Annotated in this window: 18 protein-coding genes; 6 read left to right on the forward strand and 12 right to left on the reverse strand. The window is 70.7% G+C overall.

Going from position 1 to position 24,650, the window contains the following annotated elements; translation table 11 throughout:
• Positions 1–273 precede the first annotated feature (273 nt).
• Complete coding sequence (locus ACTJKK_RS09725) at positions 274–2,124, forward strand: AMP-dependent synthetase/ligase (RefSeq protein ID WP_440747833.1); 1,851 nt, start codon at positions 274–276, stop codon at positions 2,122–2,124.
• Positions 2,125–2,151: 27 nt separating this feature from the next.
• A complete protein-coding gene (locus tag ACTJKK_RS09730; RefSeq protein ID WP_440747834.1) occupies positions 2,152–3,075 on the forward strand; it encodes a DUF1295 domain-containing protein in 924 nt (307 codons plus the stop codon).
• A gap of 43 nt (positions 3,076–3,118) precedes the next feature.
• Here ACTJKK_RS09730 and ACTJKK_RS09735 read toward each other — a convergent pair whose 3' ends face one another.
• Positions 3,119–3,613: a sigma factor-like helix-turn-helix DNA-binding protein gene (locus tag ACTJKK_RS09735; protein ID WP_440747835.1), complete on the reverse strand. Its 495-nt coding sequence runs from the start codon at positions 3,611–3,613 to the stop codon at positions 3,119–3,121.
• Between the two features lie 239 nt (positions 3,614–3,852).
• On the opposite strand from ACTJKK_RS09735, the gene ACTJKK_RS09740 reads away from it, so the two are divergent.
• A complete protein-coding gene (locus ACTJKK_RS09740; protein WP_440747836.1) occupies positions 3,853–5,211 on the forward strand; it encodes an MFS transporter in 1,359 nt (452 codons plus the stop codon).
• Between the two features lie 16 nt (positions 5,212–5,227).
• Here ACTJKK_RS09740 and ACTJKK_RS09745 read toward each other — a convergent pair whose 3' ends face one another.
• Both ACTJKK_RS09745 and ACTJKK_RS09750 read right to left on the reverse strand, forming a co-directional pair.
• Entirely contained in the window at positions 5,228–5,854 is a 627-nt protein-coding gene (locus ACTJKK_RS09745; protein ID WP_440747837.1) for a DUF1684 domain-containing protein, read from the reverse strand.
• A gap of 56 nt (positions 5,855–5,910) precedes the next feature.
• Entirely contained in the window at positions 5,911–7,032 is a 1,122-nt protein-coding gene (locus ACTJKK_RS09750) for a VanZ family protein (protein ID WP_440747838.1), read from the reverse strand.
• 174 nt (positions 7,033–7,206) lie between these two features.
• On the opposite strand from ACTJKK_RS09750, the gene ACTJKK_RS09755 reads away from it, so the two are divergent.
• The 3 genes from ACTJKK_RS09755 (at position 7,207) to ACTJKK_RS09765 (ending at position 8,906) form a co-directional block, all read left to right on the forward strand.
• Entirely contained in the window at positions 7,207–7,512 is a 306-nt protein-coding gene (locus ACTJKK_RS09755) for a helix-turn-helix domain-containing protein (RefSeq protein ID WP_440747839.1), read from the forward strand.
• Complete coding sequence (locus ACTJKK_RS09760; protein ID WP_440747840.1) at positions 7,505–8,689, forward strand: type II toxin-antitoxin system HipA family toxin; 1,185 nt, start codon at positions 7,505–7,507, stop codon at positions 8,687–8,689. The genes ACTJKK_RS09755 and ACTJKK_RS09760 overlap by 8 nt, the downstream gene beginning before the upstream one ends.
• Before the next feature lie 91 nt (positions 8,690–8,780).
• The gene (locus ACTJKK_RS09765; RefSeq protein ID WP_281731258.1) at positions 8,781–8,906 is read left to right on the forward strand and encodes a hypothetical protein; all 126 of its coding nucleotides are present in this window, start codon (positions 8,781–8,783) and stop codon (positions 8,904–8,906) included.
• A 23-nt stretch (positions 8,907–8,929) separates the two neighbouring features.
• On the opposite strand, the gene ACTJKK_RS09770 is transcribed toward ACTJKK_RS09765, so the two are convergent.
• The 9 genes from ACTJKK_RS09770 to ACTJKK_RS09810 form a co-directional block, all read right to left on the reverse strand.
• Positions 8,930–13,180: a discoidin domain-containing protein gene (locus tag ACTJKK_RS09770; protein ID WP_440747841.1), complete on the reverse strand. Its 4,251-nt coding sequence runs from the start codon at positions 13,178–13,180 to the stop codon at positions 8,930–8,932.
• Between the two features lie 317 nt (positions 13,181–13,497).
• Entirely contained in the window at positions 13,498–15,228 is a 1,731-nt protein-coding gene (locus tag ACTJKK_RS09775; protein ID WP_440747842.1) for an ATP-binding cassette domain-containing protein, read from the reverse strand.
• Positions 15,225–16,097: an ABC transporter permease gene (locus tag ACTJKK_RS09780; protein ID WP_247624301.1), complete on the reverse strand. Its 873-nt coding sequence runs from the start codon at positions 16,095–16,097 to the stop codon at positions 15,225–15,227. Before ACTJKK_RS09780 ends, ACTJKK_RS09775 begins: the two co-directional genes overlap by 4 nt.
• Positions 16,094–17,113, reverse strand: a complete 1,020-nt coding sequence (locus tag ACTJKK_RS09785) for an ABC transporter permease (protein WP_247633638.1) — start codon at positions 17,111–17,113, stop codon at positions 16,094–16,096. The genes ACTJKK_RS09780 and ACTJKK_RS09785 overlap by 4 nt, the downstream gene beginning before the upstream one ends.
• A 128-nt stretch (positions 17,114–17,241) precedes the next feature.
• Positions 17,242–18,870 (reverse strand): ABC transporter substrate-binding protein, encoded by a 1,629-nt coding sequence (locus ACTJKK_RS09790; RefSeq protein WP_440747843.1) that lies wholly within the window; start codon positions 18,868–18,870, stop codon positions 17,242–17,244.
• Positions 18,871–19,040: 170 nt separating this feature from the next.
• Positions 19,041–20,963 carry a helix-turn-helix domain-containing protein gene (locus ACTJKK_RS09795; protein ID WP_440747844.1) on the reverse strand — a complete coding sequence of 641 codons (1,923 nt, stop codon included), beginning with the start codon at positions 20,961–20,963 and terminating at the stop codon, positions 19,041–19,043.
• A 190-nt stretch (positions 20,964–21,153) separates the two neighbouring features.
• Positions 21,154–21,927 carry an enoyl-CoA hydratase/isomerase family protein gene (locus ACTJKK_RS09800; protein WP_247624297.1) on the reverse strand — a complete coding sequence of 258 codons (774 nt, stop codon included), beginning with the start codon at positions 21,925–21,927 and terminating at the stop codon, positions 21,154–21,156.
• Positions 21,927–23,192 (reverse strand): CaiB/BaiF CoA transferase family protein, encoded by a 1,266-nt coding sequence (locus tag ACTJKK_RS09805; RefSeq protein ID WP_440747845.1) that lies wholly within the window; start codon positions 23,190–23,192, stop codon positions 21,927–21,929. Before ACTJKK_RS09805 ends, ACTJKK_RS09800 begins: the two co-directional genes overlap by 1 nt.
• Positions 23,189–24,532 carry an MFS transporter gene (locus ACTJKK_RS09810; RefSeq protein WP_336641562.1) on the reverse strand — a complete coding sequence of 448 codons (1,344 nt, stop codon included), beginning with the start codon at positions 24,530–24,532 and terminating at the stop codon, positions 23,189–23,191. Before ACTJKK_RS09810 ends, ACTJKK_RS09805 begins: the two co-directional genes overlap by 4 nt.
• Between the last annotated feature and the right edge of the window lie 118 nt (positions 24,533–24,650).

The raw sequence follows: 24,650 nt of genomic DNA on the forward strand, positions 1-24,650 counted from the left end.
CACCTCGCCCCGTGCTGTCGACCCGCGTGATCCGGCCGATCCCTGACGAAAAGATACGCGACGCGCGCTCGCCACATCGTGTGGAGCATTCGTTTGACCCCGAAAGGGGGGCAGGCGCACCGTTCGCACCGTCACCGTGGTCAGGTCCGCTCCGACAATGAGGGACCAGGCGGAACGATTCTGAGGCCTCCCGACCCCCATCCGAATCCCCACCGGCTCCGAACAGCACCCGACGGGCGGCTCTGGCGCGCCCGCAGACCGAGAGGAGCCCCGATGATCGAGTCGTCGACCCCACCCCTCGCCGCCCTCGACGGCTACCGCAACGTCACCGACCTGCTGGCCCGGCGCGAAGCGGATGCCCCCGATCACGTCGCCTTCGAGGTCGACCGCGACGGCGGCTGGCAGCCGGTCACCACCCGGGAGTTCGCGAACGAGGTACGGGCCCTCGCGAAGGGGCTCATCGCCCGCGGCATCCGCACCGGCGATCCGATCGCGATCATGGCGCCGACGCGCTACGAGTGGGCCGTCGCCGATCTCGCCGCCTGGTTCGCCGGTGCCGTCGTCGTGCCGATCTACGAGACGTCGTCACCCTCGCAGGTGAACGCGATCGTCGCCGACGCCGGTGTGCGCCTCGCGATCGGCGGCAGCCCGGCGCACACCGAGCTCCTGCAGGCGGCTCTCGCGCAGTCCGGCGCACCGACGCTCGGCGCGTGGACGATGGATGCCGACACCCCGCACGATTCCGACCCCGGAGCCGCAGCATCCGGAACCCTCGACGACCTGGTCGCGCTGGGCTCCGACGTCGCCGATGACGAAGTCGAGGCACGCCGAACGCACGCCACGCAGGACGCCCCCGCGACCATCGTCTACACCTCGGGAACCACGGGCGAGCCCAAGGGCGTCGTGCTCTCGCATCGGAACTTCCTCGGCCAGGTGCTCAACATCGCCGCCGCGTACCGCGAGATCGTGAACGAGAACGGCAACACCGTCATCTTCCTGCCCCTCGCCCACGTCCTGGCGCGCGGACTCCAGCTGATCTGCCTGGCCAGCGGCATGCGGATCGCGCATCTCTCCGACCCGTCCACGGTGGTCTCGACCCTCGACACTCTCCGCCCCACGTTCCTGGTCGTCGTGCCGCGCGTGCTGGAGAAGATCCAGGCTGCCGCCGCAGCGAAGGCTGCGGACAAGGGCCTGAGTCGCGTCTGGGCGAAGGCTCACGAGACGGCCGTCGCCTGGGGCCGCCGCGCCGAGCGGATCGACGCGCGTCGGAGAATCCCGAACCGCCGCGGGCTCCGCCTGCGCCACCGCTTCTTCGACGCCCTCTTCTACCGCCGCCTCCGCACCGTGATGGGCGGGCGGGTCGGCTACATCCTCTCGGGCGGAGCCGCGCTCGACCCCGAGCTCTCGCTCTTCTTCCGCGGCCTCGGCGTGCCCGTCATCGAGGGGTACGGGCTGACCGAGACGACGGCGCCGCTCACCGGCAACCTGCCGGGTCTCATCGCCTCGGGCAGCGTCGGCACGCCCCTGCCCGGACTCACCGTGCGCATCAGCGACGAGGGCGAAGTCCTCGCCCGCGGGATCGGCGTCTTCGACGGCTACCGGAATCCGGCACACAACGAGGATGCCTTCATCGACGGCTTCTTCCGCACCGGCGACCTCGGGCGACTCGACGACCAGGGCCGGTTGTTCCTGGAGGGCCGGCTCAAAGACGTGATCGTCACCTCGAACGGCAAGACCGTCGTGCCGACCCGCTGGGAGAGCACGGTCGAAGCCGATCCGCTGGTCTCGCACGCGGTGATGGTCGGCGAGGGCAAGCCCTACCTGTCGGCGCTGCTGCTCCTCGACCCCGAGCAGACGCGGGCCTGGGCATCCGCCGAAGGCATCGCGCTCCCCTCGGGTCCGATCGACGACATCCGCACGGTCGCCGATCCAGCGCTGCGCGCCCACCTGCAGCGCGCCGTCGACGCCGCCAACGCACTCGTGGCGCACAGCGAGCAGGTGCGCCGCTTCAGCGTCGTGCTCGCCGACCTCGACGACCGCGAACTCGTCACACCCACCATGAAGCTCAAGCGGAACGTCGTGCTCGATCGCGCCGCCGTCACCGTCAACGACCTCTACCTCTGAACCACCCTGAGAAACGGAAAGAACGCCATGTCGTCGCCGACGCCCACGAACACCCGCTCCTCGCGCACCTCGCTGATCGCGATCGTCGCCGCCCTCGTCATCGGCGCGCTCGTCGCACTCGCCGGCAGTCAGAACGGCGCATCCGTCGGCGGCATCCCGCTGTTCGCGGTCGCGGTCGCGGCGGCGTTCGTCATCCAGATCCTCGCTTTCATCCCCGCATTCCTCCTGCGCACCGAGCGCTTCTTCGACCTCACCGGCAGCGCCACCTTCTTCGTGATCTCCGTGGTTCTCGTGCTGCTGACGCCGATGCCCGACGCGCGCAGCTGGATCCTCGCGGGCATGGTGATGCTGTGGGCCGCGCGCCTCGGCTCATTCCTCGCCATGCGCGTGCACAAGGCGGGATCGGACGGCCGATTCGACGAGATCAAGGGCTCGCCGCTGCGCTTCCTGCAGGTATGGGTGATCCAGGGCGCGTGGGTGTCGTTGACGGCGGCGGCCGCGTGGATCGCGATCAGCACGGATGCCGCGGCCCGGCCGCCCCTCGGATGGCTGAGCATCGTCGGGGTCGTCGTGTGGGCGCTCGGCATGGTGGTCGAGATCGTCGCCGACGCCCAGAAGTCTGCGTTCCGGAAGGACCCGAGCAATCGGGACGAGTTCATCCGCACCGGCCTGTGGTCGCGGTCGCGCCACCCCAACTACTTCGGCGAGATCGTGATCTGGGTGGGAGTCTTCATCACCGCGGCGCCCGTGCTCACCGGGTGGCAGTGGGCCGCCGTGCTCTCGCCGCTGTTCGTGATCCTGCTGCTCACGCGCGTGAGCGGTATCCCGCTGCTCGAGGCGCGCGCCGAGAAGAAGTGGGGCGATCGCGCCGACTACGTCGCCTATCGCGACAGCACGCCGGTGCTGGTGCCGCGTCTCACGCGGCCCCGAGTGAGCGAGACGGCCCGGTAAGGAGTCCCTCGTCGGCCGATCGGTCGGTCGCTCCGGCAGACCGTCAGCTGGCGAGGTCGGCGATGCGCTCGGGGCCGGACTCGCCCCGAATGTTCGTGAGCGCGGCGCGCGTCAGCGCGCGAACGATCGCGAGGGTCGTGCCGGTCACCGATGCGATCTCGACCTGGGAGAGACCGAAGTAGTGTGCGAGCGCGAGGCATCGGCGCTGCTCATCCGGCAACGGGCGCCAGGCCCCCGGAGCGCGCCGGGCCACCGACTCCGCGTAAGCGATCTCCGAGATCCACCCGATCACGGACCCCCGCGTCGAAGCGCCCTCGTGCGCGCGACGCCATATCTCGAGGTATGTCGCCTGAAGGGCTTCATCGCTGACCGTCGGGTCGTCGACGACGTCGCGGATGAGACGCAGAACCGGAACGCAGGTGAGGTCGTACACCTGGGCAATGGCCTCCTGATCCCCGCCTGCCGCAGCCTCTACGAGCTTCCGCAGCAGCGCCTCGTCATTCCCCGCGGGGACCTCGACCACGACTGCGGCATCCATGCTCCGATGGTTCCACCCCGGCTCGATCTCCCGGGAGCCATTGAACGCACGACTGAATGCTGCTATCACCGACCGGCCGCGCTGGACGCCGCGCATGTGCGGTGCACTCATTTCGACCGTCCGACCCTGTGCCCTGGGCACATGAAGACCTGTGGACGATCTGTCTAGCCTGAGTGAGGTTCGCGCGCCCACCGACGGACGTCGGCGCGCGGACCTCCACCTCGACACACAGGAGTGCCATGGACATCGACATCGCCGACGACATCGATCGCCCCGGACTGGACCCCCGCGCACAACGCCGACGGGCCGTCATCGGAAGCTCGGTCGGAACCATCATCGAGTGGTATGACTTCACCCTCTACGGGCTCGCATCGGCCCTGGTCTTCGCGCCGCTGTTCTTCCCGGGCGGCGGCGACTTCGCCGGCTTGCTGGGCGCGTTCGCGACGTTCGCCGTCGGCTTCGGCGCCCGCCCGATCGGCGGCCTCGTGTTCGCGCACTTCGGAGACCGGATCGGCCGCAAGGGCACCCTCCTGGCCACGCTCCTCATGATGGGCATCGCGACGACCCTCATCGGCCTGCTGCCGACCGCCGAGACCATCGGCATCTGGGCGCCCATCCTGCTGATCGTCCTGCGCCTCTTCCAGGGCGCCGGCGCGGGTGCGGAGTTCGCCGGCGCGATGACGATGGCGAGCGAGTCGTCCGACACGCGCAACCGCGCCTTCATCGCGGGTTTCCCCGGAGCATCCGTCTACGTGGGCATGGCGCTCGCCACCGCCACCTTCGCCCTCATCAGCCTGCTGCCGGTCGAGCAGTTCCAGGCGTGGGGATGGCGGATCCCGTTCATCGCGAGCATCGTGATCGTGGCATTCGCGCTGTACTTCCGCCTGCGCGTCAAGGAGACCGCGGCGTTCGAGGCCGCCGAGCGCGATGGCGAGGTGACGCGTGCGCCGCTGGTCACGGCGGTGCGCTCGCACTGGCGCACCCTGCTCGCCGGCATGGCGCTGTTCGTGTTCGCCCTGCCGTGGGTCTATGTCGTGCAGACGTTCTCGATCTCGTACACGACAGGCACGCTCTCGGTGAACCCCACGCACGCTCTCATCGGCCTCATCGTCGCGGAGTTGCTCACCATCCCCGCCACCCTCGGGTTCGGGCGTCTCGCCGACCGCATCGGCCGCAAGCCCGTGCTCATCGGCGCGGCGATCTTCGCGATCGCCTTCGCGTTCCCGATGTTCATGCTCTTCCAGACCGAGAACTCGGTACTGGTCGCCCTCGGCCTGATCCTCGGTCTGGCGATCGTGCAGGGAGCGACGATCGGCGTGTCCGCGGCGATGCTGGCGGAGCTCTTCCCCACCCGCATGCGCTGGAGCGGCATCGCGATCTCGCGCGAGATCCCGGCCGCCCTCGTCGGCGGCACCGCCCCGCTGGTCGCCACCGCGCTCGTCCGCCTCGCCGAGGGCGCTCCCTGGCTGGTCGCCGGCTACCTCGTCGGCCTGAGCGTCATCGGACTGATCGGCATCTCCGTGCTGCCCGAGACGCTGCACCGGGCGGATGCCGCTGCGCCGACCGACACGACCGACGAGTCGGTCTCCACGAGATGAGGTCTGCGCGGAGAGCTCAGCCCGCGTACATCTCCCCCACCGGCACCGCGACGGGGAGCACGTTGCCGGGCTGGGCGAGCGGGCACGCCCAGGCCGGGTCGTAGGCGCACGACGGGTTGTACGCGAAGTTGAAGTCGAGCACGAGCGTTCCGCCCGCGGCATCCGATCCGAGGTCGGCGCCCTTGATCGTGTCGACGAGGTAGCGGCCGCCGCCATAGGTGCCGCCGGGCTTGCCGGCGAGCGCATCGCGCACCGGGATGAACAGCCCGCCGCCGTACGTCGTCAACCGCCACACGTCGAGCGACCCGGCATCCGGCACCTCGACCCGACCGATGCGCTCGAACGGCACGACGCCGTCGGTGCCGGTCGCGAAGTCGAATCCGCCGGGCTCGGCCTCGAGGATCGGCAGCTCGAACCGCCACTGCGCGTCGTACGAGGCGATCGGCAGCCCCTCGAACATCACGCGGCCCTCGGGCAGCAGCGCGGTGGCGGGGTGGTGCAGCATCAGGTCGTCCCGTTCGATGCGCCACAGTTCGTGGGCGTCTTCGGGCGAATCGGCCTCGCGCACGGCGGCGTAGAGGGCGAAGACACGGCGTCGCCAGTCGGCGACGTCGAGGGCGGTGCGCGATGCGGGGGTCGACATGCGTCCAGGCTACGGGGGTTCTTCGACGAACCGCTCCGCGCGGCACGTCCCGGTCATCACTCGCGCGAATCGCGGAGACCGCCTCCGGAGACGATCAGCGACAGCCCTCGGCGCTCACGACTGAACGGCACCGACACGACGGCGATGAACACGATCAGCGAGCTGACGATGCCGACCACTCCCACGATCGTCTGCGTCATACCGGTCTCGGCCCCGGGCCACTGCTGAGCCACCGTCGCCAGCGTGTAGGGGAGAGCCACGATCGAGGCGCGATACAACCGCCGGGGCATGGATCCGCGCCCGTCCCGCCAGACGGGCGTCAGCCAGACGAGGCGTTGACCGATCGAGGCGCCCTCCGACATCAGCGCCGGAATCACGACGACGAGCGCCACGGCCCCCACTCCGATCGCGATCACCTCGACCACGCTCTGCGGGTCGGCGGGCGCACGACCGTCGGAGAACACGAGTCTGGGCACGAGCAGCACCAGGGAGATGACACTGATGGCGACGTTCACGGCGATCGCATCGAGGATCATGCCGAACCAGCGACGCCAGACCGTGACAGGACGGGGCGTCGACCGGAACTCACGCAGGCTGCGCGCGCTCGGCATCCACGAGAGCAGCAACGGCGCGAGGAGCACGCCGATCGCCGCCCCGGCCGTGTTCGCGATGACGTCGTCGACATCGGCGACCCGGTAGGCGCAGTCGTACAGACCCCACACACCCGTGAACTGCGTCGCCTCGATCAGCACGGACAGCGCCCCGCCGAGGAGGATCGACACCACCGGTCCGCGGTTCCAATAGCGCCGGGCGATCATGCCGAACGGCACGAACAGCGCCACGTTCAACACCACCTGCAGCGTGGCCCTGCTCGTGAGCGTGGCGGCCAGGGAGAGTCCCTCGGTCTCGCGGAGGATGTCACCGATCGAGTGCCCGGGGATCCACTCCGCAGTGGTCACTCCCCCCGCGCAGTTCGCCCGCGCCTCGGGCAGGGGAAGAAGCGTGTAGGCGACGAGCGCCACGGCGTACACGCTCACCGCAGCGGCGCCCAGGAGACGTCGGAACGAGAATCCGCCGTAGCGCCGCACCTGCACCAGAAGCATCGGCACCAGTACCGCGAAGAAGATCGCCGTTCCGCCGATGAGTCCGAACCACGCCTGCCACGTCCACCCCGTCACCCGCTCCATCCTAGGAGCGCATCGTGCTCGCCGCGGAGCGCCGGAGGAGCCCGACGATGACTGTCGTCCGCCACCGTCTCACGCCACGCCGCGGCAGTAGGCTGTAATTTTAGATAAAGCGAACTTTATGCAAAGACTGTTTAATGCATATTTTGTTGATGTAAACTCGCCCGCATGGCGAACCGACCCGTACCGATCTCGCGATCACTGCGCGCGATCGGTCAGAACCTCACCACACAACGCAAGCTGTTGGGCCTGACGGCCAAGATGGTGGCCGAGCGCGCGGGCACCACGGCTCCGACCATCAGCAGGCTCGAGAACGGAGAGGGCGCGTCGCTGGAGATCACCCTCCGCGTGCTGCGTGTTCTCGGGCTGATGGACGCTGTCGTATCGGCGACCGACCCCTACGCGACCGAACGCGGGCGACTGATGGCGGACGAGAAGCTGCCCGAACGAGTGCGGGTGCGCTCCGATGGCTGACAGCTACCGGGTGACGACGGTGATCGGCCGGGACGAGGTCTCCGCCGGGCGGATCTACCGCACCCGCGCCTCCGGAGCGTTCGAGTACGACACCGAATACCTCCGTCGGCGCGACGCTTTCGCACTCAGCCCCGCACTCGGGCTCCACCCCGGGCCACAGCCGCTCGCCCCCACCAATCCCTTCAGCGACTCGGCGCCCGACACGTGGGGGCGCAAGGTCCAGAATCGTGCGGCCGGTCGCCGCCTCGACGAACTCACCCTCATGCTCGGAGTCAACGACCACGGGCGGCAGGGAGCGACCCGCTTCTGGGACGACGGCACCGCGGTTGCGGATGGCGACGGTGTACCGACCGAAGCCGAGCTGTCGAGCATCATCCACATCGCCGATCAGATCGAACGTGGCGAGACCGACATCGACGACGTTGCCGTGCGACGCCTGTTCCGAGCGACGGGCTCGCTCGGTGGTGCACGCCCGAAGGCGAACGTCATCCTCGGCGATGACCTCTGGTTGGCGAAGTTCCCGAAGCCGATCGGTGATGAATGGAACGTCATCGCCTGGGAGGCTTCGCTGCTGGATGCCATGAGCGCCTGCGGCATCCACGTCGCTGCGCACAAGACGAAGCAGATCGTCGTCGATGGAACGGCGCGCACCGTGCTGTTCCTGCGCCGCTTCGACCGCACGGATGACGGCATCCGCATCCCCTACCTCTCCGCCATGAACGCTCTGGAAGCAGTCGACGGCGAGGGCGGGGACTGGATGGACGTCGTCGACTTCGCTCAGATGTCGGGCGCCGACACGTCGGAACTGTGGAAGCGTGCCGCGTTCGGCGCTCTCGTCGGCAACCTCGACGACCATCTGCGGAACCACGGATTCCTGCGACGCGGCGCGAACTGGGCGCTCGCTCCCGCGTTCGATGTGAACCCCGAGCCGCTGGGCGACGGCGATCGGCACCAGCTCGCACTCCTCGGCGACCACGAGGTGCGGATCGCGTCACTGCTGACAGCCGATGCGCTCAGCCTCTTCCGGATCACCGAAGAGGCGGCGCGCGATTTCCTCGCGCAGGTGCGACCGACCTTGGAGACCCTCCCCCGTCGAGCCTCGGCGCATGGCGCGGATGCTCGCAGCGTCGAGGTGATGGGCTCGCGGATCGAATCAGCGATCCGCGACCTCCGCTGAACGAGTGCGGCCGCGTCGCCCGTCAACCCCCTGCGCGGACGCGTCGGAGCGGACGTACGGTGCAGGTCCACTCACACCGAAGGAGGACGACATGAGCGATCCCGTGAGCAACGACCTGCACGACGCTGATCACCAGAACACGCAGGGCACGCCCGGCGCCGACGAGGAGGCCGACACGGCCTCGGGCGGCGCGCCGGAAGAGCCCGACGAGGACTGACCGTCCGCCGAGGGGTCGGAGCGTCAGTCCTCGGACGACAGGGCGAGCCTGCGGCGTCGCGCGACGAGCAGTCCGCCGGCGGCCAGCAGCAGCAGTGCGGCCGCGAGCGACCACCCGAGCACCAGGCCGGTCGCGGCGAGATCGCCGTCGGATCCCGAGCCGCCTCCGCCGGCGCCCCCGCCCGAGCCGCCGCCGGGAGTGCCGGGCTCCCCGGGCTCTCCGGGCTCTCCGGGCTGACCCGGATCGACCGGCACCGCGGTGACCTCTCCGGCGAAGGCACGGGTCGATGCCTCGCCGATCCCGTTGTCGGCGGCGACCGTGAAGGCGTACGCACCGACCGTCGTCGGCGCACCCGCGAGCGCGCCCGTGTCGGGATCGAGGGTCACCCCGTCGGGCAGGGCCCCGGCCACGACCGCGTACGTCGGGGCGGGAACACCGGATGCCTGCAGGGCGCCGCTCACGTTCGCACCGACCACGAGCGCGGGGACCTCGCCCCGGATCGCGCCCGGGGCGGCGTCGTCGACGGCACCCGGAGCGAGCACGCGGAGTGCCGTGAGGCCCGGGTGCCCGGTCTTCCACGCGGTGCTCAACGCCACGTAGCGCGCGGTCGCATCGACGGACACGGCACCGTGGGTCGTTCCCGCCTCGATCGTGCCGACATCGCGGAACGTGACGCCGTCGTCGCTCACCGACACGGTGGCGGCGGGGGCATCCGATCCGTCCCACAGCGTCGTGACGGTGCCGATCGGCTGCGCGGACCCGAGATCGGTCACCATGCGGCCGTCGACGCCCGGCGTCCACGACGTCGCCTCGTCGCCGTCGACCGCGCCCTGCGGCGAGGTCATGCCCTCGGGCAGGACGGATGCCGGGAAGGTCAGCGTGCTCAGCGCCCGGTCGGGCACGGGGAACGGCGTCGCACCGGGGAAGCTCGCGGCGGCGGCCACGACGGGCTCGCCCACCGGCAGCGCCCGCGTCTCGCCCGTCTCGGCGTTCATCACCTCGAGGGTCGGTGCCGCGGCGGATGCTTCCGCTCGCGCATCGGCGGCGGCATCCGCGACTCGGATCGTGCGTCCGTCGACCACCGAGACTCCGACGCCCGCGGATCGCGCGACGTCGGTGGGCACCGTGGCGCGCGGAGCGAGCACGACCGCCTGCCCGGCCGGAACCGTGACCCGGAGGGTCGAGGCATCCGCGCCGAGCGTCTGCTCCCCCGCGAACAGCGACACCGTGTCGCCGACGTACGGAATCGTGACGTCGGTCGTCACCTCGGTGCCGGACAGGTTGAACGCGCTGAGGTAGCCGCCGAGCGAGCTGACCAGCAACCCCTCGGCCGACGGCTGCGGCGCGGCGTCCTGAGCCGCCGTCGCCGCAGCGTCGCCCGGCACCATCTCGACGAGCAGCGGGCGATCGCCGCCGCCGAGCCGGAGCGCGTTGATGCCGGGCTTCTCGGCCGACACCGTGATCGGGGCCTGACCGCCGCGCACGACGAATCCGGCCCGCTCCTCGACGTTGATCCACGACCCCTCGGTCGAGGTCACCTCGTCGCCGGTGTACCGGAAGCTCGCGGCATCCGTCCACGTCACGCCGTCGGCGGAGGTCTGGATCCGGTACTCGCGACCGGCCGAGGCCTCCCACCCCAACTGCACCTGGGCGATCGCGGTCGGGGCGCCGAGGTCGACCTGGATCCAGGAATCGGCGCGCGTTCGGTCGGCGCGCGACACCGCCCAGCGCGAGGACGCGTCGTTGTCGGTGACGCTCGAGGGCGCACGACCGGTGTCGGCGCTGGATGCCGTGGCCGGCTTGCCCGCCGCCGCATCGACGCCGGCCGCGGTCAGCGCGCGCATCGTGTACAGCGAGTAGCCGTAGGCGGGGTCGCCCTGCACGCCCTGCATGCGCACGAAGCGGGTCTCGACGGGTGCGGGCGCAGTCGCGCCGGCGGGCGTCAGGTCGACCGTGTCGAGGCGGGCGACGTTCGCGTCGACGCCGCCCGTGCGAGCGGTCTGCGTCGTCCAGGTCTGGCCGTCGACCGAGGTCTGCACGAGGTAGCGCTCACCCGCGCTCGACTCCCAGGCCAGACGAACCGCGGAGACGGTGCGCTCGCTGCCGAGATCGACCTGGATCCACGAGTCGGCCCGCGTGCGATCCGCGCGCGCCACCGCCCACCGTGTCGTCGGGTTCGCGTCGGTGACGGTCGCGGCCAGGCGCGCCGGGTCCTCGCTCGATGCGGTCGCGGGGCGGCCGGCGGCGAGGTCGGTCGTGGCCTCGGCATCCGCACCGTAGGCGTGGAACGAGTACAGCGAATAGCCGAACTGCGCGTTGCCCTGCTGGCCCTGCATGCGCACGTAGCGCGCCGGCACCGGGTCGAACGACAGGTCGTCGACGCGGGCGGCGTTCGCGTCAGCGGGGTCCGGCGGCGTCACGACGGGGAGGGTGTCGGTCGCCGAGCCCTCCGCCGTGACGTACGTGCGCGAGCCGTCGAGGCCGTTGTACCCGCCCATGTCGAGGTTGCGCACCGACACCGAGCCGTCCTGCCAGCCCGCCCCCGTCGACGCGTAGAGCGCGGCTCCGTTCGGCAGGGTGACCTGTCCGGCGTAGCCGTCGCCGATGCGGAACACCGAGGAGGTGCCCTCGAAGCCGTCGCGCGGGGTCGTGAAGGTGCTCGTGCGCCGGTCGTCGACCGTGGCGGCCGAGTTCGGGTAGAGGTACGGCGTCGCGCCGGAGAGGGCGAACAGCCACGAGTCGTGGCCCGGCACCCACGGGAACTTCAGGAACCCCTTCTTGCTGGATGCCGCGGCCCAGGCATCCGCGGTCTGCTGCACCGAGAGCCCGGGACCGGCGCCGAAGTCGCGCACGCCCGCGAGCCGCGCGAAGAACTCGTCCTGCGGGGTCGGGGCGACCGGCCCCTCCTCGGACTCGGCGGCCGCGACGTGCAGGAGGTACGAGATCGCGATCTCGGCCCGCGCCTCGGGCTCGTACTTCGGCTCACCCGAGAACTTCGCCAGGCGATCGACCGGGGCGTAGGCCTGATACGCCTCGAGCGAGGCGGCCATGTTCGCCTCGGCCCGCACGGCGTCGGGATCGCGCAGCACCTGGCCGAGGAACGCCATCGGGATCACGTCGCGCCCGTACAGGTACTCGCGGTCGTTGACCATGGGCATGAACGGCTCGCCCTGGTTCGACATCACCATCTTGATCGCCTCCCAGAGCTCCGCCGAGTTGGGCTGGTGCTTCAGGTATTCGGGGATCGGCTGGCCGTTGAGCACGAACTGGATCGCGTTGCGTCCGCCCGAGCGCCAGATGTCGGACTGGTAGTGCGGACCGAACGACCCGTGGTTCTCGACCAGGTACGTGTCGTAGATCGTCTGCATCGTGTTCGTCGACACGGGCTTGCCGGCGACGATCGCCGGGTTGTTGAGGTCGGCGGTCGGCTGGCCGGCGGCGTTGCGCGCCCAGTCGCCGAGCTGCGCGTCCCAGCGGGCGGCATCCGCGTGGTCGGGCGCCCAGGCCAGCCCCGGGGCGAGGGCCTGCGTGTAGACGCCGGCCTCCTCCTGCGCGGTGTCTCCCTCGTGCTTGCCGGTCGGCCAATCGGCGGTCCACGAGCCCGAGAGCGGGTCGTTGCCGTAGTTCAGATCGGACGTGTACGCGGACTGCCCGACCGCGATGGTCTCGAGGTTCTTCTGCGTCGTGGCATCGAGCTGGTCCCAGAGCACGCGCCCGGCGTCGAGGAAGTACGACTGGAACGTCGAGTCCCAGAAGAGCTTCTTGCCCCAGGTGCCGTTCGGATCGACGAAGCGGTTCTTCGCGGCGTAGTAGCGGATCGTGTCGACCGTGCGCTGCTGCAGCTGCTCCTTCGGGATGCCCGTGACGGAGGCGTCGTACTCGCCGTGCGTGAGGATCACGGCGTTGCCGAGCACGACGGCGAAGTTGAAGTCCTTGAACTGGTAGGCGCCGATGGCCGGATCCCAGACCGTGTTCACCCAGCGCGTGTGGCGCAGCAGGGCCGCGTAGTAGTCGGCGGCGATGTCGTCGGGGGCGCCGAAGGCCGCGGTCTTCACGACCGGAGCGGCGGATGCCTGCACCGCGGGCGCGAGGGCGGCGATCGGGGCAGCGAGGGCCGCGGCGAGGGCGAGGGTGACGGTGCGCTTCAGGATGCCGAGGCGACGGGAGCGGGCGGTCGCGCGAGAGGGGCGGTCGGTCGCGCGGTGGGGGCGGGCGGTCGCGCGGGAGGGGCGGTCGGTCGCGCGGTGGGGGCGGGCGGGGCCGGAGCGGGCCATGGGGTGTCTCCTGGATTCAGCGGGCTTCGGGGCGCCGCGTACGGATCGACAGGAGTCACATCGGAAGATTCGGAATGACAACGCTGTCAGAACGGGGTGGAGCAACAGTAACCCGCGCGTCACGGGCGCGTCAAGAACCGGTTTACCTCGGTGGATGCCGCGACGACGCTCGGTCGCGCGAGGCGCGCTTCGGGAGGAGATCTCCGTGTCGGGCGGAGAAACAGGAGGGATTTCTCCTCCCCACGCCGAGATCTCCTCCTGAAGCGGTGGGTCAGACGGTGGGGCAGACGGCGGGCAGACGGCGGGCAGGCTGCGACTCAGACGGCGGGGAGCGAGGGAACCGCGTCGATCAGCAGGCGCGTGTACGCGTCGGCCGGGGCACGCAGCACCTGCGAGGTGGGACCCTGCTCGCGCACCACGCCGCCCTGAAGCACCACGACCTCGTCGCAGACCTTCTGGATCACACCGAGATCGTGCGAGATGAAGAGGTATGCGACGCCGGTCTCGGCCTGCAGGCGCGCGATGAGTTCGAGGATCTGCTTCTGCACCGCCACGTCGAGCGCCGACACCGGCTCGTCGAGCACGACCACCGCAGGCTCCACGGCGAGCGCCCGGGCGATGCCGAGCCGCTGGCGCTGACCGCCCGACAGCGACGAGGGCCGCCGGTCGGCGAAGTCCGCCGGGAGTCCGACACGCTCGAGCCAGTCCCGCACGCGCGCACCGCGCTCGGTGCGCGACAGGGACGGATGCCGCAGCCCGATCGCCTCGTCGAGAAGGCGTCCCGCGGTCCAGCGCGGGTCGAAGGACGACCCCGGATCCTGGTAGACGAACTGCACGTCGCGCGGGTCGTCGCTCGCACGGCGCACGGTGCCGGCATCCGCGGTCTCGAACCCGGCGAGGATGCGCGCGACCGTCGTCTTGCCCGACCCGGATTCGCCCACGACGCCGAGCGACCGCCCGCGGCGCACGGCGATCGAGATGTCCTTCACCGCGGGGCGCGTCGCGCCACCCGGCAGGCGGAAGGTCTTGCTCACGTGCTCGGCGGCGAGGACGACGTCGGATGCCTGCGCGGAGGGACCCTTCGACAGGCTCACGGACCCAGTTTCCGTCAGGGGCCCGGTTTCCGTCAGGGTCCCGGTTTCCGTCACGGCATCCGAGTCGGTGACGGCATCCGTTCCCTGCACAACTTCGGAGATCTGAGGCGACACCCCGGAGATCGGATGCTGCGGCCCGGCGTGTCCGGTCGAATCTCCGAAACTGTGCGGGGCGGGGCCGCTGTCGAACCGCGGGGCGGCGTCGATGAGGGAGCGGGTGTACGGATGCTGAGGGTTCGACAGGACGTCGGCGGTCTCGCCCCTCTCGACCACGGCGCCGCCCTGCAGCACCAGCACGCGGTCGGCGAGCTGCGACACCACGGCGAGGTCGTGACTGATGAGCAGCAGCGCGATGCCCTGCTGCTTGAGCTCGCTGAACAGGGCGAGGATCTGCTTCTGCACCGACACGTCGAGCGCGGTCGTCGGCTCGTCGGCGATGAGCACGGCGGGGTCTCCGGCGAGCGCGGTGGCGATGAGCGCGCGCTGACGCTGACCGCCGGAGAGCTGCGCCGGACGCTCGTCGATGCGCGTCTCGGGATCGGGCACGTGAGTGCGGCGCAGCAGTTCGAGAGCACGTTCGCGGCCGGCCCGTCCGCGCGGTCCGCCGGTCGCGGCGATCGCCTCGCGCACCTCCTTGCCCACCGTGCGCAGCGGGTCGAGCGACGATAGGGCGTCCTGCAGGATGTACCCGATGCGGCGGCCACGGATGCGGCGCCAGCGGCGTTCGGAGAACCGTCGCGCGTCGACGCCGTCGATCTCGAGCACCTCGGCATCCACCCGGGATCCCGCGCCGACCAGCCCGAGCAGGCTGCGCGCGCTGACGGACTTGCCCGATCCCGACTCGCCGACCAGCGCGACGCACTCGCCGGGGCCGATCTCGAAACCGACACCCTCGACGGCCGTGCGACCACCGAACGACACGGTCAGGCCCTCGACCCGGATCAGCGCGTTCATCCGCGACCCTCCAGACGTGCCTGCAGGCGACGACCGAGCACGGTCGTGCTGATGACGAAGAGGGTGATCGCGAGACCGGGGAACACCGCGGCCCACCACCCCAGCGTCAGGAAGTTGCGCGCGTTCGAGAGCATCGAACCCCATTCGGGAGTGGGCGGCGGGCTGCCGAGACCGAGGAACGACAGGGCGGCGCCGGCGAGCGTCGCACCGCCGAGGCCGATGGTCGCGATCACGACGACCGGGCGCACGGCGTTCGGCAGCAGGTGTCGCCCGAGCACGCGGGCGCGCGACAGCCCCATGCCTCGGGACGCCTCGATGAAGGTCGAGGTGCGCACGCGCAGCGTCTCGCCGCGCACGACGCGCACGTAGTACGGGATGCCGGCGATGCCGATCGCGATGGTGGCGGTGGCGAGTCCTCCGCCGAAGAGCGCCAGGATGAGGATCGCGAGCACGAGCTCGGGGAACGCCGCTCCGATGTCGGTGAGCCGCAGCGTCACGGTCGAGATCACCCGGTTCGACAGCCCGGCGACGAGGCCGAGGATCGTTCCGAAGAAGAGCGAGATGACGACGGCGCCGAACCCGAGCACGAGCGAGCTGCGCGCACCGAAGACGATGCGGGCGTAGACGTCGCGTCCGATCTCGTCGGTGCCGAGCGGATGCCCCGGCCCCGGAGGCGCGAGGATCAATGCCCGATCGGCGGCGAGCGGGTCCTGCCCGGTGAGCAGCTGCGGCCACAGCGCGGCGAGTACGAACAGCACCAGCACCAGCGCGCACAGCAGTGTGCCGATGTCGGCGGCCAGGCGCACCCAGCCGCGCCAGCGCACGTGCTGCCGGGCGGTGACGGCCTCAGCGACGACTCCCCCGCTCATGCGGTGGCCTCCGTTCGGTCGGCGTCCGTAGGTTCGGATGCCGCAGCGGCGGCGTCGTCCTTCGACGGGGCGATCACGCGGTCGGCGTCGCGCACCCGCGGATCGACGAGCGCGTACGACAGGTCGACGAGCGTGTTCACCAGGATGAACACCGCCGTGCCGACGAGCACGACGCCGATCACGACCGGGATGTCCTGCGAGGCCACCGAGTCGACGAGCAGGCGCCCGAGCCCCGGACGGCTGAAGAGGGTCTCGGTGATCGCGGCACCGCCGAGCAGGGCCCCGAACGAGAACCCGAGCATGGTCAGATACGGCACCGCGGCGTGACGGAGCGCGTGCCGCACGGTCACGGCGAGCGACCCGAGACCGCGCGCACGAGCCGAGAGGATGAAGGGCTGCTCGAGCGCATCGTCGAGCGACTGCCGCAGCACCTGCAGCAGCAGGGCGGCCGTCGGCAGCGCGAGGGTGAGGGCGGGGAGGACGAGCGAGCGCAGATCGCCGCTGTCGAGGATGGGGAGCGCGCGCAGCCACACGGCGAACACCAGCATCAGCACGAAGCCGAGCCAGAACACCGGGGTCGACGCGAGCACCAGTTCGACGCCCGAGGAGATCCAGCTGGGCAGGCGGCGACCGGCGGTCAGCACACCGCCGGCGAGCGAGATCACGACGGCGAGCACGATCGCGGCGAGCGCGAGGGCGATCGTCGGACCCGCCTGCGCGGCAAGCAGCGGGGCGACCGGTTGCTCCTGCACGTACGACATGCCGAGGTCTCCGCGCAGCAGACGACCGAGGTAGAGGAAGTACTGCACGATCAGCGGCTCGTCGAGGTGGTACTCCTGCCGCACGACGGCGAGAACCTCGGGGCTGATGTCGACCTGCTGCTGACCGGCGCCGAGGATCGCGAACGCCGGGTCGACCGGCACGAGCCGCAGCGCGAAGAACGTGAGGGTCGCCGCACCCCACAGCGTGATCAGGCTCACGCCGAGACGGCGCAGTACTCGCCAGACCGTGCTCATGTCGTTCCTCCTCCGTGTGCGTCTCGGGGCGGCCCTTCGTCTCGCTTCGCTCGCTCAGGAACCGGAGGCACTCACCGGTTCCTGAGCGAGGAGCGTAGCGACGAGACGAAGGGCCGGTCCGAACGGACTCAGTTCTTCCAGGCGTCGAACAGGTACGGCTGCGGCCACGCGTAGTCCCACGCGACGCCGTGCACGTTCGGCTGCCAGGCCACCACGCGGGCCCGCGAATACAGCGGGATCGACGGGGCGAGCGAGGGCAGCAGCTCCTGCGCCTGGCCGTAGAAGTCGGCGCGGGCGGCCGGGTCGGCGCTGGCGCGCGCCTGGGCCAGGATGCCGTCGAGCTCGGCATCCGCCAGGAACGACGCGTTCGAGCCGATCGACGAACCGTCCGACACGTTGTCGCCGCCGTACAGGCGCCAGAGCTGCATGCCGGTCGCCTCCGACTGGAACGACGGCATGATGCCGTACTCGCCGGTGTACAGGCGCTGCGAGAAGTCCGCCGCCGGAACCGGCTGCAGCACGAGCTCGAAGCCGAGCTCCTTCGCGTCGATCTGCACCTGCTCCAGCGTGCGCTGGGCGAGCTGGTCGTTGTCGGCGTAGGGCACGGTGGTGCTCAGGCGCTCGCCGTCCTTAGTGCGGTAGCCGTCGGCATCCGTTCCCGTCCAGCCGGCCTCGTCGAGCAATGCGCCCGCGGCATCCGCGTCGAACTCGATGACGTTCTCGAGGTCGGTCTTGTAGTCGGGCGTCGTGGTCGCCAGGTACTCCTGCACGGGGTACGCGCCGAAGGTCGCGCTCTTGACGATCGCCTCGCGGTCGATGCCGGTGAGCAGCGCGCGACGCACGTTCACGTCGTCGAACGGCGCGGTGCGCGTGTTCAGGTGCAGCGTGAAGCCGACGCCCGGCAGCAGGAACTCGTCGGACTCGTAGCGGTCGTCGGCCTTGACCTCTTCGGCGTACTCGGGAGCGATGTAGTCGACGATGTCGGCCTCGCCCGTGAGCAGCGCGTTGTAGCGCGTCTGGTCCTCGGGCAGGAAGCGGTACGTGATCTTGTCGAGGTACGCGGCGCCCTCGTGGGTGCCCTCGGGGCCCCAGTCGTAGTCGTCGTTGCGCACGTAGCTGATGCTCTGGCCCTTGACCCACTCGTCGAAGACGAACGGACCGGTGCCGACCACGGTCGACGCGAGCGAGTCGGGGTCGTCGAGCAGCTGCGTCGGCGACACGATGCCGAAGTACGGGGCGGCGATCAGCGTGAGGAAGCTCGACTCCGGCTGCTCGAGCGTGATGCGCACGGTGTACTCGTCGAGCACCTCGGCCGTCGGGCCCAGCTTCGCGACCGAACCCGTGGACTTGTTGGCCGGGTCGGCGACGTAATCGAAGTTGACCTTCACGGCCTCGGCGTCGAACGGGGTGCCGTCGTGGAAGGTCACGTCGTCGCGCAGCGTGAACGTGTACACGCGGGCGTCGTCGGACACCTCCCAGTCGGTCGCGAGCCACGTGCCGTAGGTGCCGTCGCCGTTGTCCCACACGAGGGAGTCGACGACCGGGGTCAGCACGTGCGCGCCGCCCATCTGGTCGACGAGCGGGTTGAGCTGCGGCGGTTCGGAGCGGGCCGCGACGACGAGGTCGCCGCCGGTGACGGGCTCGCCGTCGTCACCCGAGGACTCGGGGGCGGCCGAGGCGCAGGCGGTCAGGGTCAGAGCGGTGACGACGGCTGCTGCGACGGCAGCGCCGAGGCGACGGGGGATTCCGGATGCCACGATGGGTCCTCTCGGGTCGGCACGGGCTTCCGACGCTATCCAGGCCCGCGGATGCCGGTCGCCCCGGGCTACACAGGGCGACACCGTGCGTCAGATTGCGTCACACGGGTGAGTTGCGAGGGCGAGTGGGCTAGGGTCGGCGCCCTTCGTCTCGTCGCTTCGCTCCTCGCTCAGGAACCGGGAAGCCCGAGCAACTCCCGCCGGAGGCGCTCGAGTCGCACGGCGGCCTGCAGGCGGAACCGGTACTCGGCATCCGCGGGGTCGCCGTCGAGCAGCGTCCAGATCCGGTCGAGGCGCTGCTGCACCGTGTTCGTGTGCACGCGCAGCGCGGTCGCCGCCCCCTGGCGGCTCTCCCCCGCGTCGAAGTACGCGACGAGGGTGTCGACGAGCGCCGTGCCGCGCCGTTCGTCCCACGCGCGCACCGGCCCGAGCATCCCGTCGACGAACCGGGCGGCCGCCTCCGGCTCCCCCGAGGAGAGCACGTGATACGGCGCGAAGTCGTCCGACCGCACAGTCGCCCCCGACACCCCGAGCGGCCCCAGGAACCGCAGATCGCGCACGGCACGCTCGACCGACGCGCGCAGCGCCGGCACCCCATCGACCGTCGCGCCGACGACCGCGGTGACCGACGGATCGTCGAGCTTCTCGGCGAGGATCCGCCGCACCCGCTCGGTCGCGGCCACGAGACCGGCCCCGGCCCCGGGCCCGTCGACGGATGCCGTCCACGCGACCACGAGCCCGTGTTCGCGCACCGCGACGAGGCCGTGGTCGCCGACGGCATCCGCGGCCACCGTCAGCGCACCCTCGCGCCCGCGCACGTCGATCGCGGCCGCGCCCACGAGCGGGTGCACGACCTCGGTCGAGAGGGCGGATGCCTCGGCCGAACCGTCGAGCACCGCACCGAGCACGCGTGCGCGGCGTTCGGCGCGGATCGCCGAGACGGCATCGCGTTTGAAGGAGACGAGGGCGGCGACCTGCGCGGCGCGCTCGAGCGTGGGGCGGGCGACGTCGTCGGGCACGGCGTCCTCATCGTCGGCGACCATCGCACCGAGCACCCGGTCGGCACCGAGGATCGCGACCACCAGCCACCGGCGCTCCCCGTCGACCACCGCGACGGCATGCCCGCTCGCCCGGCTCTCCCGGATCGCATCGGTGAGGGGCCTGCGGCGCGGCAGGCCCGCACGGGCGTCCGCTCCCGCATCGAGGGGAAGCCCCGTCTCGTCGACCGCGCGCACGCGCCGCCCGAGGCGATCCGACACCGTCGCGACGAGGTCGATCAGGGTCGCGCCCGAGACGACGGCGGCCGTGAGCTCTTCATGGATGCCGCCGACGATCTGCGTCGCGGCGAGGTGGCGCTCCAGCTCGGCGTACGCCTCTTCGGCGCGGGCGCGGGCGGCCGCGTTCTCGGCCAGCACGCGGGCGCTGTGCAGCACGGCGGCGGCATGATCGGCGAACGCCGACAGCAGCAGCACCTGGTCGGGCGTGAAGTCGTGGGCGAATCGGTTGCAGGCGAACAGCGCTCCGAGCACCTCGTCGCCGACGGCCAGCGGCACGCCGAGGAACGAGACGAGCCCCTCACGCGCGACCGCATCGTCGATGGAGGGGTCGTGCGGAGCATCCGCCATGCGCGTGTACTCGCGCACCCAGACCGGTTCGCGGGAGTCGGCGACCAGGCTCGCGAGGCCGTACCCGGCGGGCACGAGCAGGTCGCGGAACTCCGGGGTCACCGTGCCCGCCGAATACCGCACGCGCAGATCGCCCTGCGCGTTGTCGACCTCCGAGAGATACGTGACGTCGGTGCCCATGAGTTCGTGCGCGCGCTGAACGAGGCGGCGCAGCACATCGGTCACGTCCTGCAGCCGCACGAGTTCTCGCGCGGTCGAGAACAGAGCCTCGAGTTCGACGGTGCGCCTGCGCAGCCGCGCGGTCTGCTGCTGCGACTCCTGCACCGCGGCGAGGACCTCCTCGACATCGGATGCCGCGGCATCCGCCTCGGTGAGCAACTGCGTGAGCGCGAGCATCCGCTCCCCCGGCTCGGCGCGCGCGGCCGCGACGACCTCGCGCACGAGCGCGGACGCGGTGTTCTCGGCCATGAGGCTCCTCTCACCCCCACCTTCCCACGCCCACTCGCTCGGGGCGGGACCCTTCGACAGACTCAGGGACCCAATCATGCGGGCGGGACCCTTCGACAGGCTCAGGGACCCAGTCATGCGGGCGGGACCCTTCGACAAGCTCAGGGACCCAGTCATGCGGGCGGGACCCTTCGACAGGCTCGGGGACCAGCTAGCCCCGCGACGGGAACCGCGGGGGGCGGCGCTCGGCGAAGGCGGCGAGGCCCTCGCGGGCGTCGTCGCTCGCGAACGCCTGCTGCCCCAGCACCGCCTCGAGGCGGAACGCCTCCGACTCGGGCAGGTCGGCGAGCGCACGCACGGCCCGCTTCACGGTCGCCAGCGCCGTGGCGCTCTTCGTCAGCAGCTGCTCGGCGACGGCGATCGCCTCGTCGTGCAGAGCGGATGCCTCGACCACCCGGTTCACGAGCCCGTACCGCAGCGCGGTCTCGGCGTCGATGCGGTCGCCGCGCAGCATGAGGTCCATCGCGAACGCGTAGGGGATCTGCCGGATGAGCCGCACGAGCGTGCCCCCGGCCGGCACGACGCCGACACCGGTCTCGGGCAGCGCGAACTGTGCATCGGCGGAGGCGAGACGGATGTCGGTCGACAGCATGATCTCGAACCCGCCGCCGAGGCACAGTCCGTTGATCGCCGCGACCACCGGCTTCTCGAGCGTCGAGTGCTTCTGGTGCGCGGCATCCCATTCGCTGATGTCGAAGCGCTCCTCGGTGAGCGCCGGGATCGATTCGCCCAGATCGGCACCGACGCAGAACGCACGCTCGCCGGCGCCCGTGAGCACCGCCACACCGATGCGCGGGTCGCCCTGCACCTCGGCGAACGCGGCGCCGAGTTCGTCGTACATCGCGAGCGTCAGTGCGTTGAGCTTCTCGGGGCGGTCGATCGTGATGACGCCGATGCCACCCGTGCGGTCGAGACGGATGCCCATCAGATCGTGCCTCCCGTGCGCAGCGCGGCGACCTCGTCGGCCGAGTAGCCGAGGAACTCCCCCAGCACCCGATCGGTGTGCTCACCCATGTCGGGCGCGAGCCCCGCGGTCTGCGCGGGCGTGCGATCGAGCTTCACCGGCGACCCGAAGGTGCGCAGCGACCCGTGGCCCGGGTAGTCGTTGTCGACGATCATGCCGCGCGCAGCGATCTGCGGATCCTCGACCACCTCGCCGATGTCCTTCACCGCGCTCAACGGCACGAGATCTCCGGCGAGCGCTTCGAGCTCGGCCTTGGTGCGGTCGGCGAACCAGCGCACGACCATCGGCTTGACCCTCTCCTGGTAGACCTCGGCATCGAAGCGGGTGGCCATGCTGTGCAGATCGGGGTTGTCGTCCCAGTCGGCCGGGCTGCCGAACGTCTCGCACGAGATGCGCCAGAACTTGTCGGTGTACCCGCCGAAGAAGACGAAGCCGTCGGCGCACGGGAACAGCTCGTAGGGGCGCACGAACGGATGCTGATTGCCGAGGGGCTCCGGCACGACACCGTCGACCGTGTACGACACGACGGCGTTCTCGGTGAGGGTGAGGACGGAGTCCTGCTGCGAGATGTCGACGAGCTGCCCCTCGCCCGTCTGCTCTGCGTGCCGGAGCGCCGCGAGCACCCCGATCACGCCGTAGAGGCTGGCGGCGAGATCGCCGATGATCGTGCCCACACGGGTGGGCGGGCCACCGGCCTCACCGTTCATCGACCACAGTCCGCCGGTGGCCTGCGCGCTGTTGTCGTAGGCGGGGCGCAGCCGGTACGGACCCGACTGGCCGTAGCCGCTGAGCGCCGCGTACACGAGCTTCGGGTTCACCCGACGCAGACGCTCGTAGCCGTGCCCGAGACGGTCCATCGTGCCGGGGCGGAAGTTCTCGACCAGCACATCGGCGCGCTCCACGAGCCGGTCGAGCACCTCGGCGGCACCCGGGCTCTTCAGGTTCAGCGTGACGCCCAGCTTGTTGCGGTTGTACTGCGCGAAGAATCCGCTCAGCGGCTCCGCATCCTCGCGCGGCAGCATCGGCGGGAAGGTGCGCGTGTAGTCGGGGTCGCCGGGGTTCTCGACCTTGATGACCGTTGCGCCCAGGTCGGCCAGGATCATCGAGCAGTAGGGTCCGGCGACGACACGTGTGACGTCGACCACCACCACCCCCGCGAGTGAACCGGGAGCGGCATCCACTCCTCCGAGTCCGGCGAGCAGGGCGCGGGTGGCGTCATCGATCATCGAGAGGATCCTTCCGGGGCGGGAGCGGCGGCACGCGCGGCGGCGCGACGCGAGAGGCGGTGGAGCAGGGTGACCGAGACGAGGGTGACGATGCCCGCGACGACCATGTAGAGGGCGATCGCCCACGAGCCGCCGAACACGTCGAGCAGCTCGAGGTAGATGATCGGCACGAACGCCGAGCCCACGATCGTGCCGATGCCGAGCGCGAGCGACATGCCCGTGTAACGGATGCGCACGTCGAACGCCTGCGCGTAGAGCACGCCGAGGGTGCCGTAGGTCGCGCAGAAGCCGATCGTCGTCGCGATGTAGGCGACGTATGCGGCGGCGAGGCTGCCGGTGTCGATCAGCCAGAACGCCGGGAACGCGAGGAGCACCGAGAGGATCGTGCCGGAGGCGAAGACCTTCGCGACGCCGAAGCGGTCGGCGAGCCACCCCGCGAGCGGGAGCCCGACCAGCGCCAGCAGCGAGCAGATCGTCGCGATCGTGAGCATCTCGGGCTGCGTGTGACCCACGAACTGAGTGCCGTAGGTGAGGCTGAACGTGAACAGCATGTAGAAGACCGCACCGATGACGGCGAAGCTGAGGGCCGCGAAGACGACCTGGCCCGGGTGGGTCTTGAGGGTCTCCCAGAGCGGCACGCGGGCGGCCTTGCCGGCATCGCGCATCTTCTCGAACTCGGGGGTCTCACTGATCTTGAGACGGATGAACAGGCCCACCAGCACCAGCACCGCGCTGATGAGGAACGGCACCCGCCAGCCCCACGCCTGGAACGCGTCGCCGGGGAGGGCGACCAGCGGCAGGAACACCAGGGTCGACAGCGTCAGCCCCAGCGCGAGCCCCACCTGCGGGAAGCTGCCGAGGAACGCGCGACGACGCGGCTCGGCGTGCTCGACGACGAGCAGGACCGCACCGCCCCACTCGCCGCCGAGAGCGAAGCCCTGCACGAAACGCAGCACCATCAACAGGATCGGGGCGGCGACCCCGATCGCGGTGTAGGTCGGCAGAAGACCGATGAGGAAGGTGGCGACGCCCATGAGGACGAGCGAGATGACGAGCATCCGCTTACGTCCGATGCGATCGCCGAAGTGCCCGAACACGATCGACCCGAGCGGGCGGCCGAAGTACCCGACAGCGATACCGCCGAACGCCAGGATCGTGCCGACGAGCGGGTCGTAGTCGGGGAAGAACAGGCTGTTGAGGATCAGCGCCGCCGCCGTCGAGTAGGCGAAGAAGTCGAACCACTCGACGGTCGTGCCGACGACGCTCGATGCGACGATCGTGCGGATCTGCGAGCGCTCCGCGGGAGGCGCGTCGCGCCGGGCGGTGGATGCCGAGGTCATGGGGTTCCCTTTCCGCGGCGTCTCCGCTGACGCCGGCCAGGGATCAGCCTGTCAGGGCGGGAGGCCCGGGCCTATGTCTCGCTCGCATACACCTGTGGCCTCCGTGTGGCGCTTCGAG

The organism is Microbacterium sp. 22179 (genome assembly GCF_052045715.1).
In the GTDB taxonomy this organism is placed as follows: domain Bacteria; phylum Actinomycetota; class Actinomycetes; order Actinomycetales; family Microbacteriaceae; genus Microbacterium; species Microbacterium galbinum.

Bases quoted from the DNA above. Each gene is read 5' to 3' on its own strand.
- ACTJKK_RS09725 (WP_440747833.1), top strand. From the start codon at position 274: ATGATCGAGTCGTCGACCCCACCCCTCGCCGCCCTCGACGGCTACCGC.
- ACTJKK_RS09800 (WP_247624297.1), bottom strand. From the start codon at position 21,927: ATGGGCATCCGTCTCGACCGCACGGGTGGCATCGGCGTCATCACGATC.
- ACTJKK_RS09765 (WP_281731258.1), top strand. From the start codon at position 8,781: ATGAGCGATCCCGTGAGCAACGACCTGCACGACGCTGATCACCAGAAC.
- ACTJKK_RS09795 (WP_440747844.1), bottom strand. From the start codon at position 20,963: ATGGCCGAGAACACCGCGTCCGCGCTCGTGCGCGAGGTCGTCGCGGCC.
- ACTJKK_RS09770 (WP_440747841.1), bottom strand. From the start codon at position 13,180: ATGGCCCGCTCCGGCCCCGCCCGCCCCCACCGCGCGACCGACCGCCCC.
- ACTJKK_RS09805 (WP_440747845.1), bottom strand. From the start codon at position 23,192: ATGATCGATGACGCCACCCGCGCCCTGCTCGCCGGACTCGGAGGAGTG.
- ACTJKK_RS09755 (WP_440747839.1), top strand. From the start codon at position 7,207: ATGGCGAACCGACCCGTACCGATCTCGCGATCACTGCGCGCGATCGGT.
- ACTJKK_RS09730 (WP_440747834.1), top strand. From the start codon at position 2,152: ATGTCGTCGCCGACGCCCACGAACACCCGCTCCTCGCGCACCTCGCTG.
- ACTJKK_RS09760 (WP_440747840.1), top strand. From the start codon at position 7,505: ATGGCTGACAGCTACCGGGTGACGACGGTGATCGGCCGGGACGAGGTC.
- ACTJKK_RS09775 (WP_440747842.1), bottom strand. From the start codon at position 15,228: ATGAACGCGCTGATCCGGGTCGAGGGCCTGACCGTGTCGTTCGGTGGT.
- ACTJKK_RS09810 (WP_336641562.1), bottom strand. From the start codon at position 24,532: ATGACCTCGGCATCCACCGCCCGGCGCGACGCGCCTCCCGCGGAGCGC.
- ACTJKK_RS09745 (WP_440747837.1), bottom strand. From the start codon at position 5,854: ATGTCGACCCCCGCATCGCGCACCGCCCTCGACGTCGCCGACTGGCGA.
- ACTJKK_RS09780 (WP_247624301.1), bottom strand. From the start codon at position 16,097: ATGAGCGGGGGAGTCGTCGCTGAGGCCGTCACCGCCCGGCAGCACGTG.
- ACTJKK_RS09735 (WP_440747835.1), bottom strand. From the start codon at position 3,613: ATGGATGCCGCAGTCGTGGTCGAGGTCCCCGCGGGGAATGACGAGGCG.
- ACTJKK_RS09740 (WP_440747836.1), top strand. From the start codon at position 3,853: ATGGACATCGACATCGCCGACGACATCGATCGCCCCGGACTGGACCCC.
- ACTJKK_RS09785 (WP_247633638.1), bottom strand. From the start codon at position 17,113: ATGAGCACGGTCTGGCGAGTACTGCGCCGTCTCGGCGTGAGCCTGATC.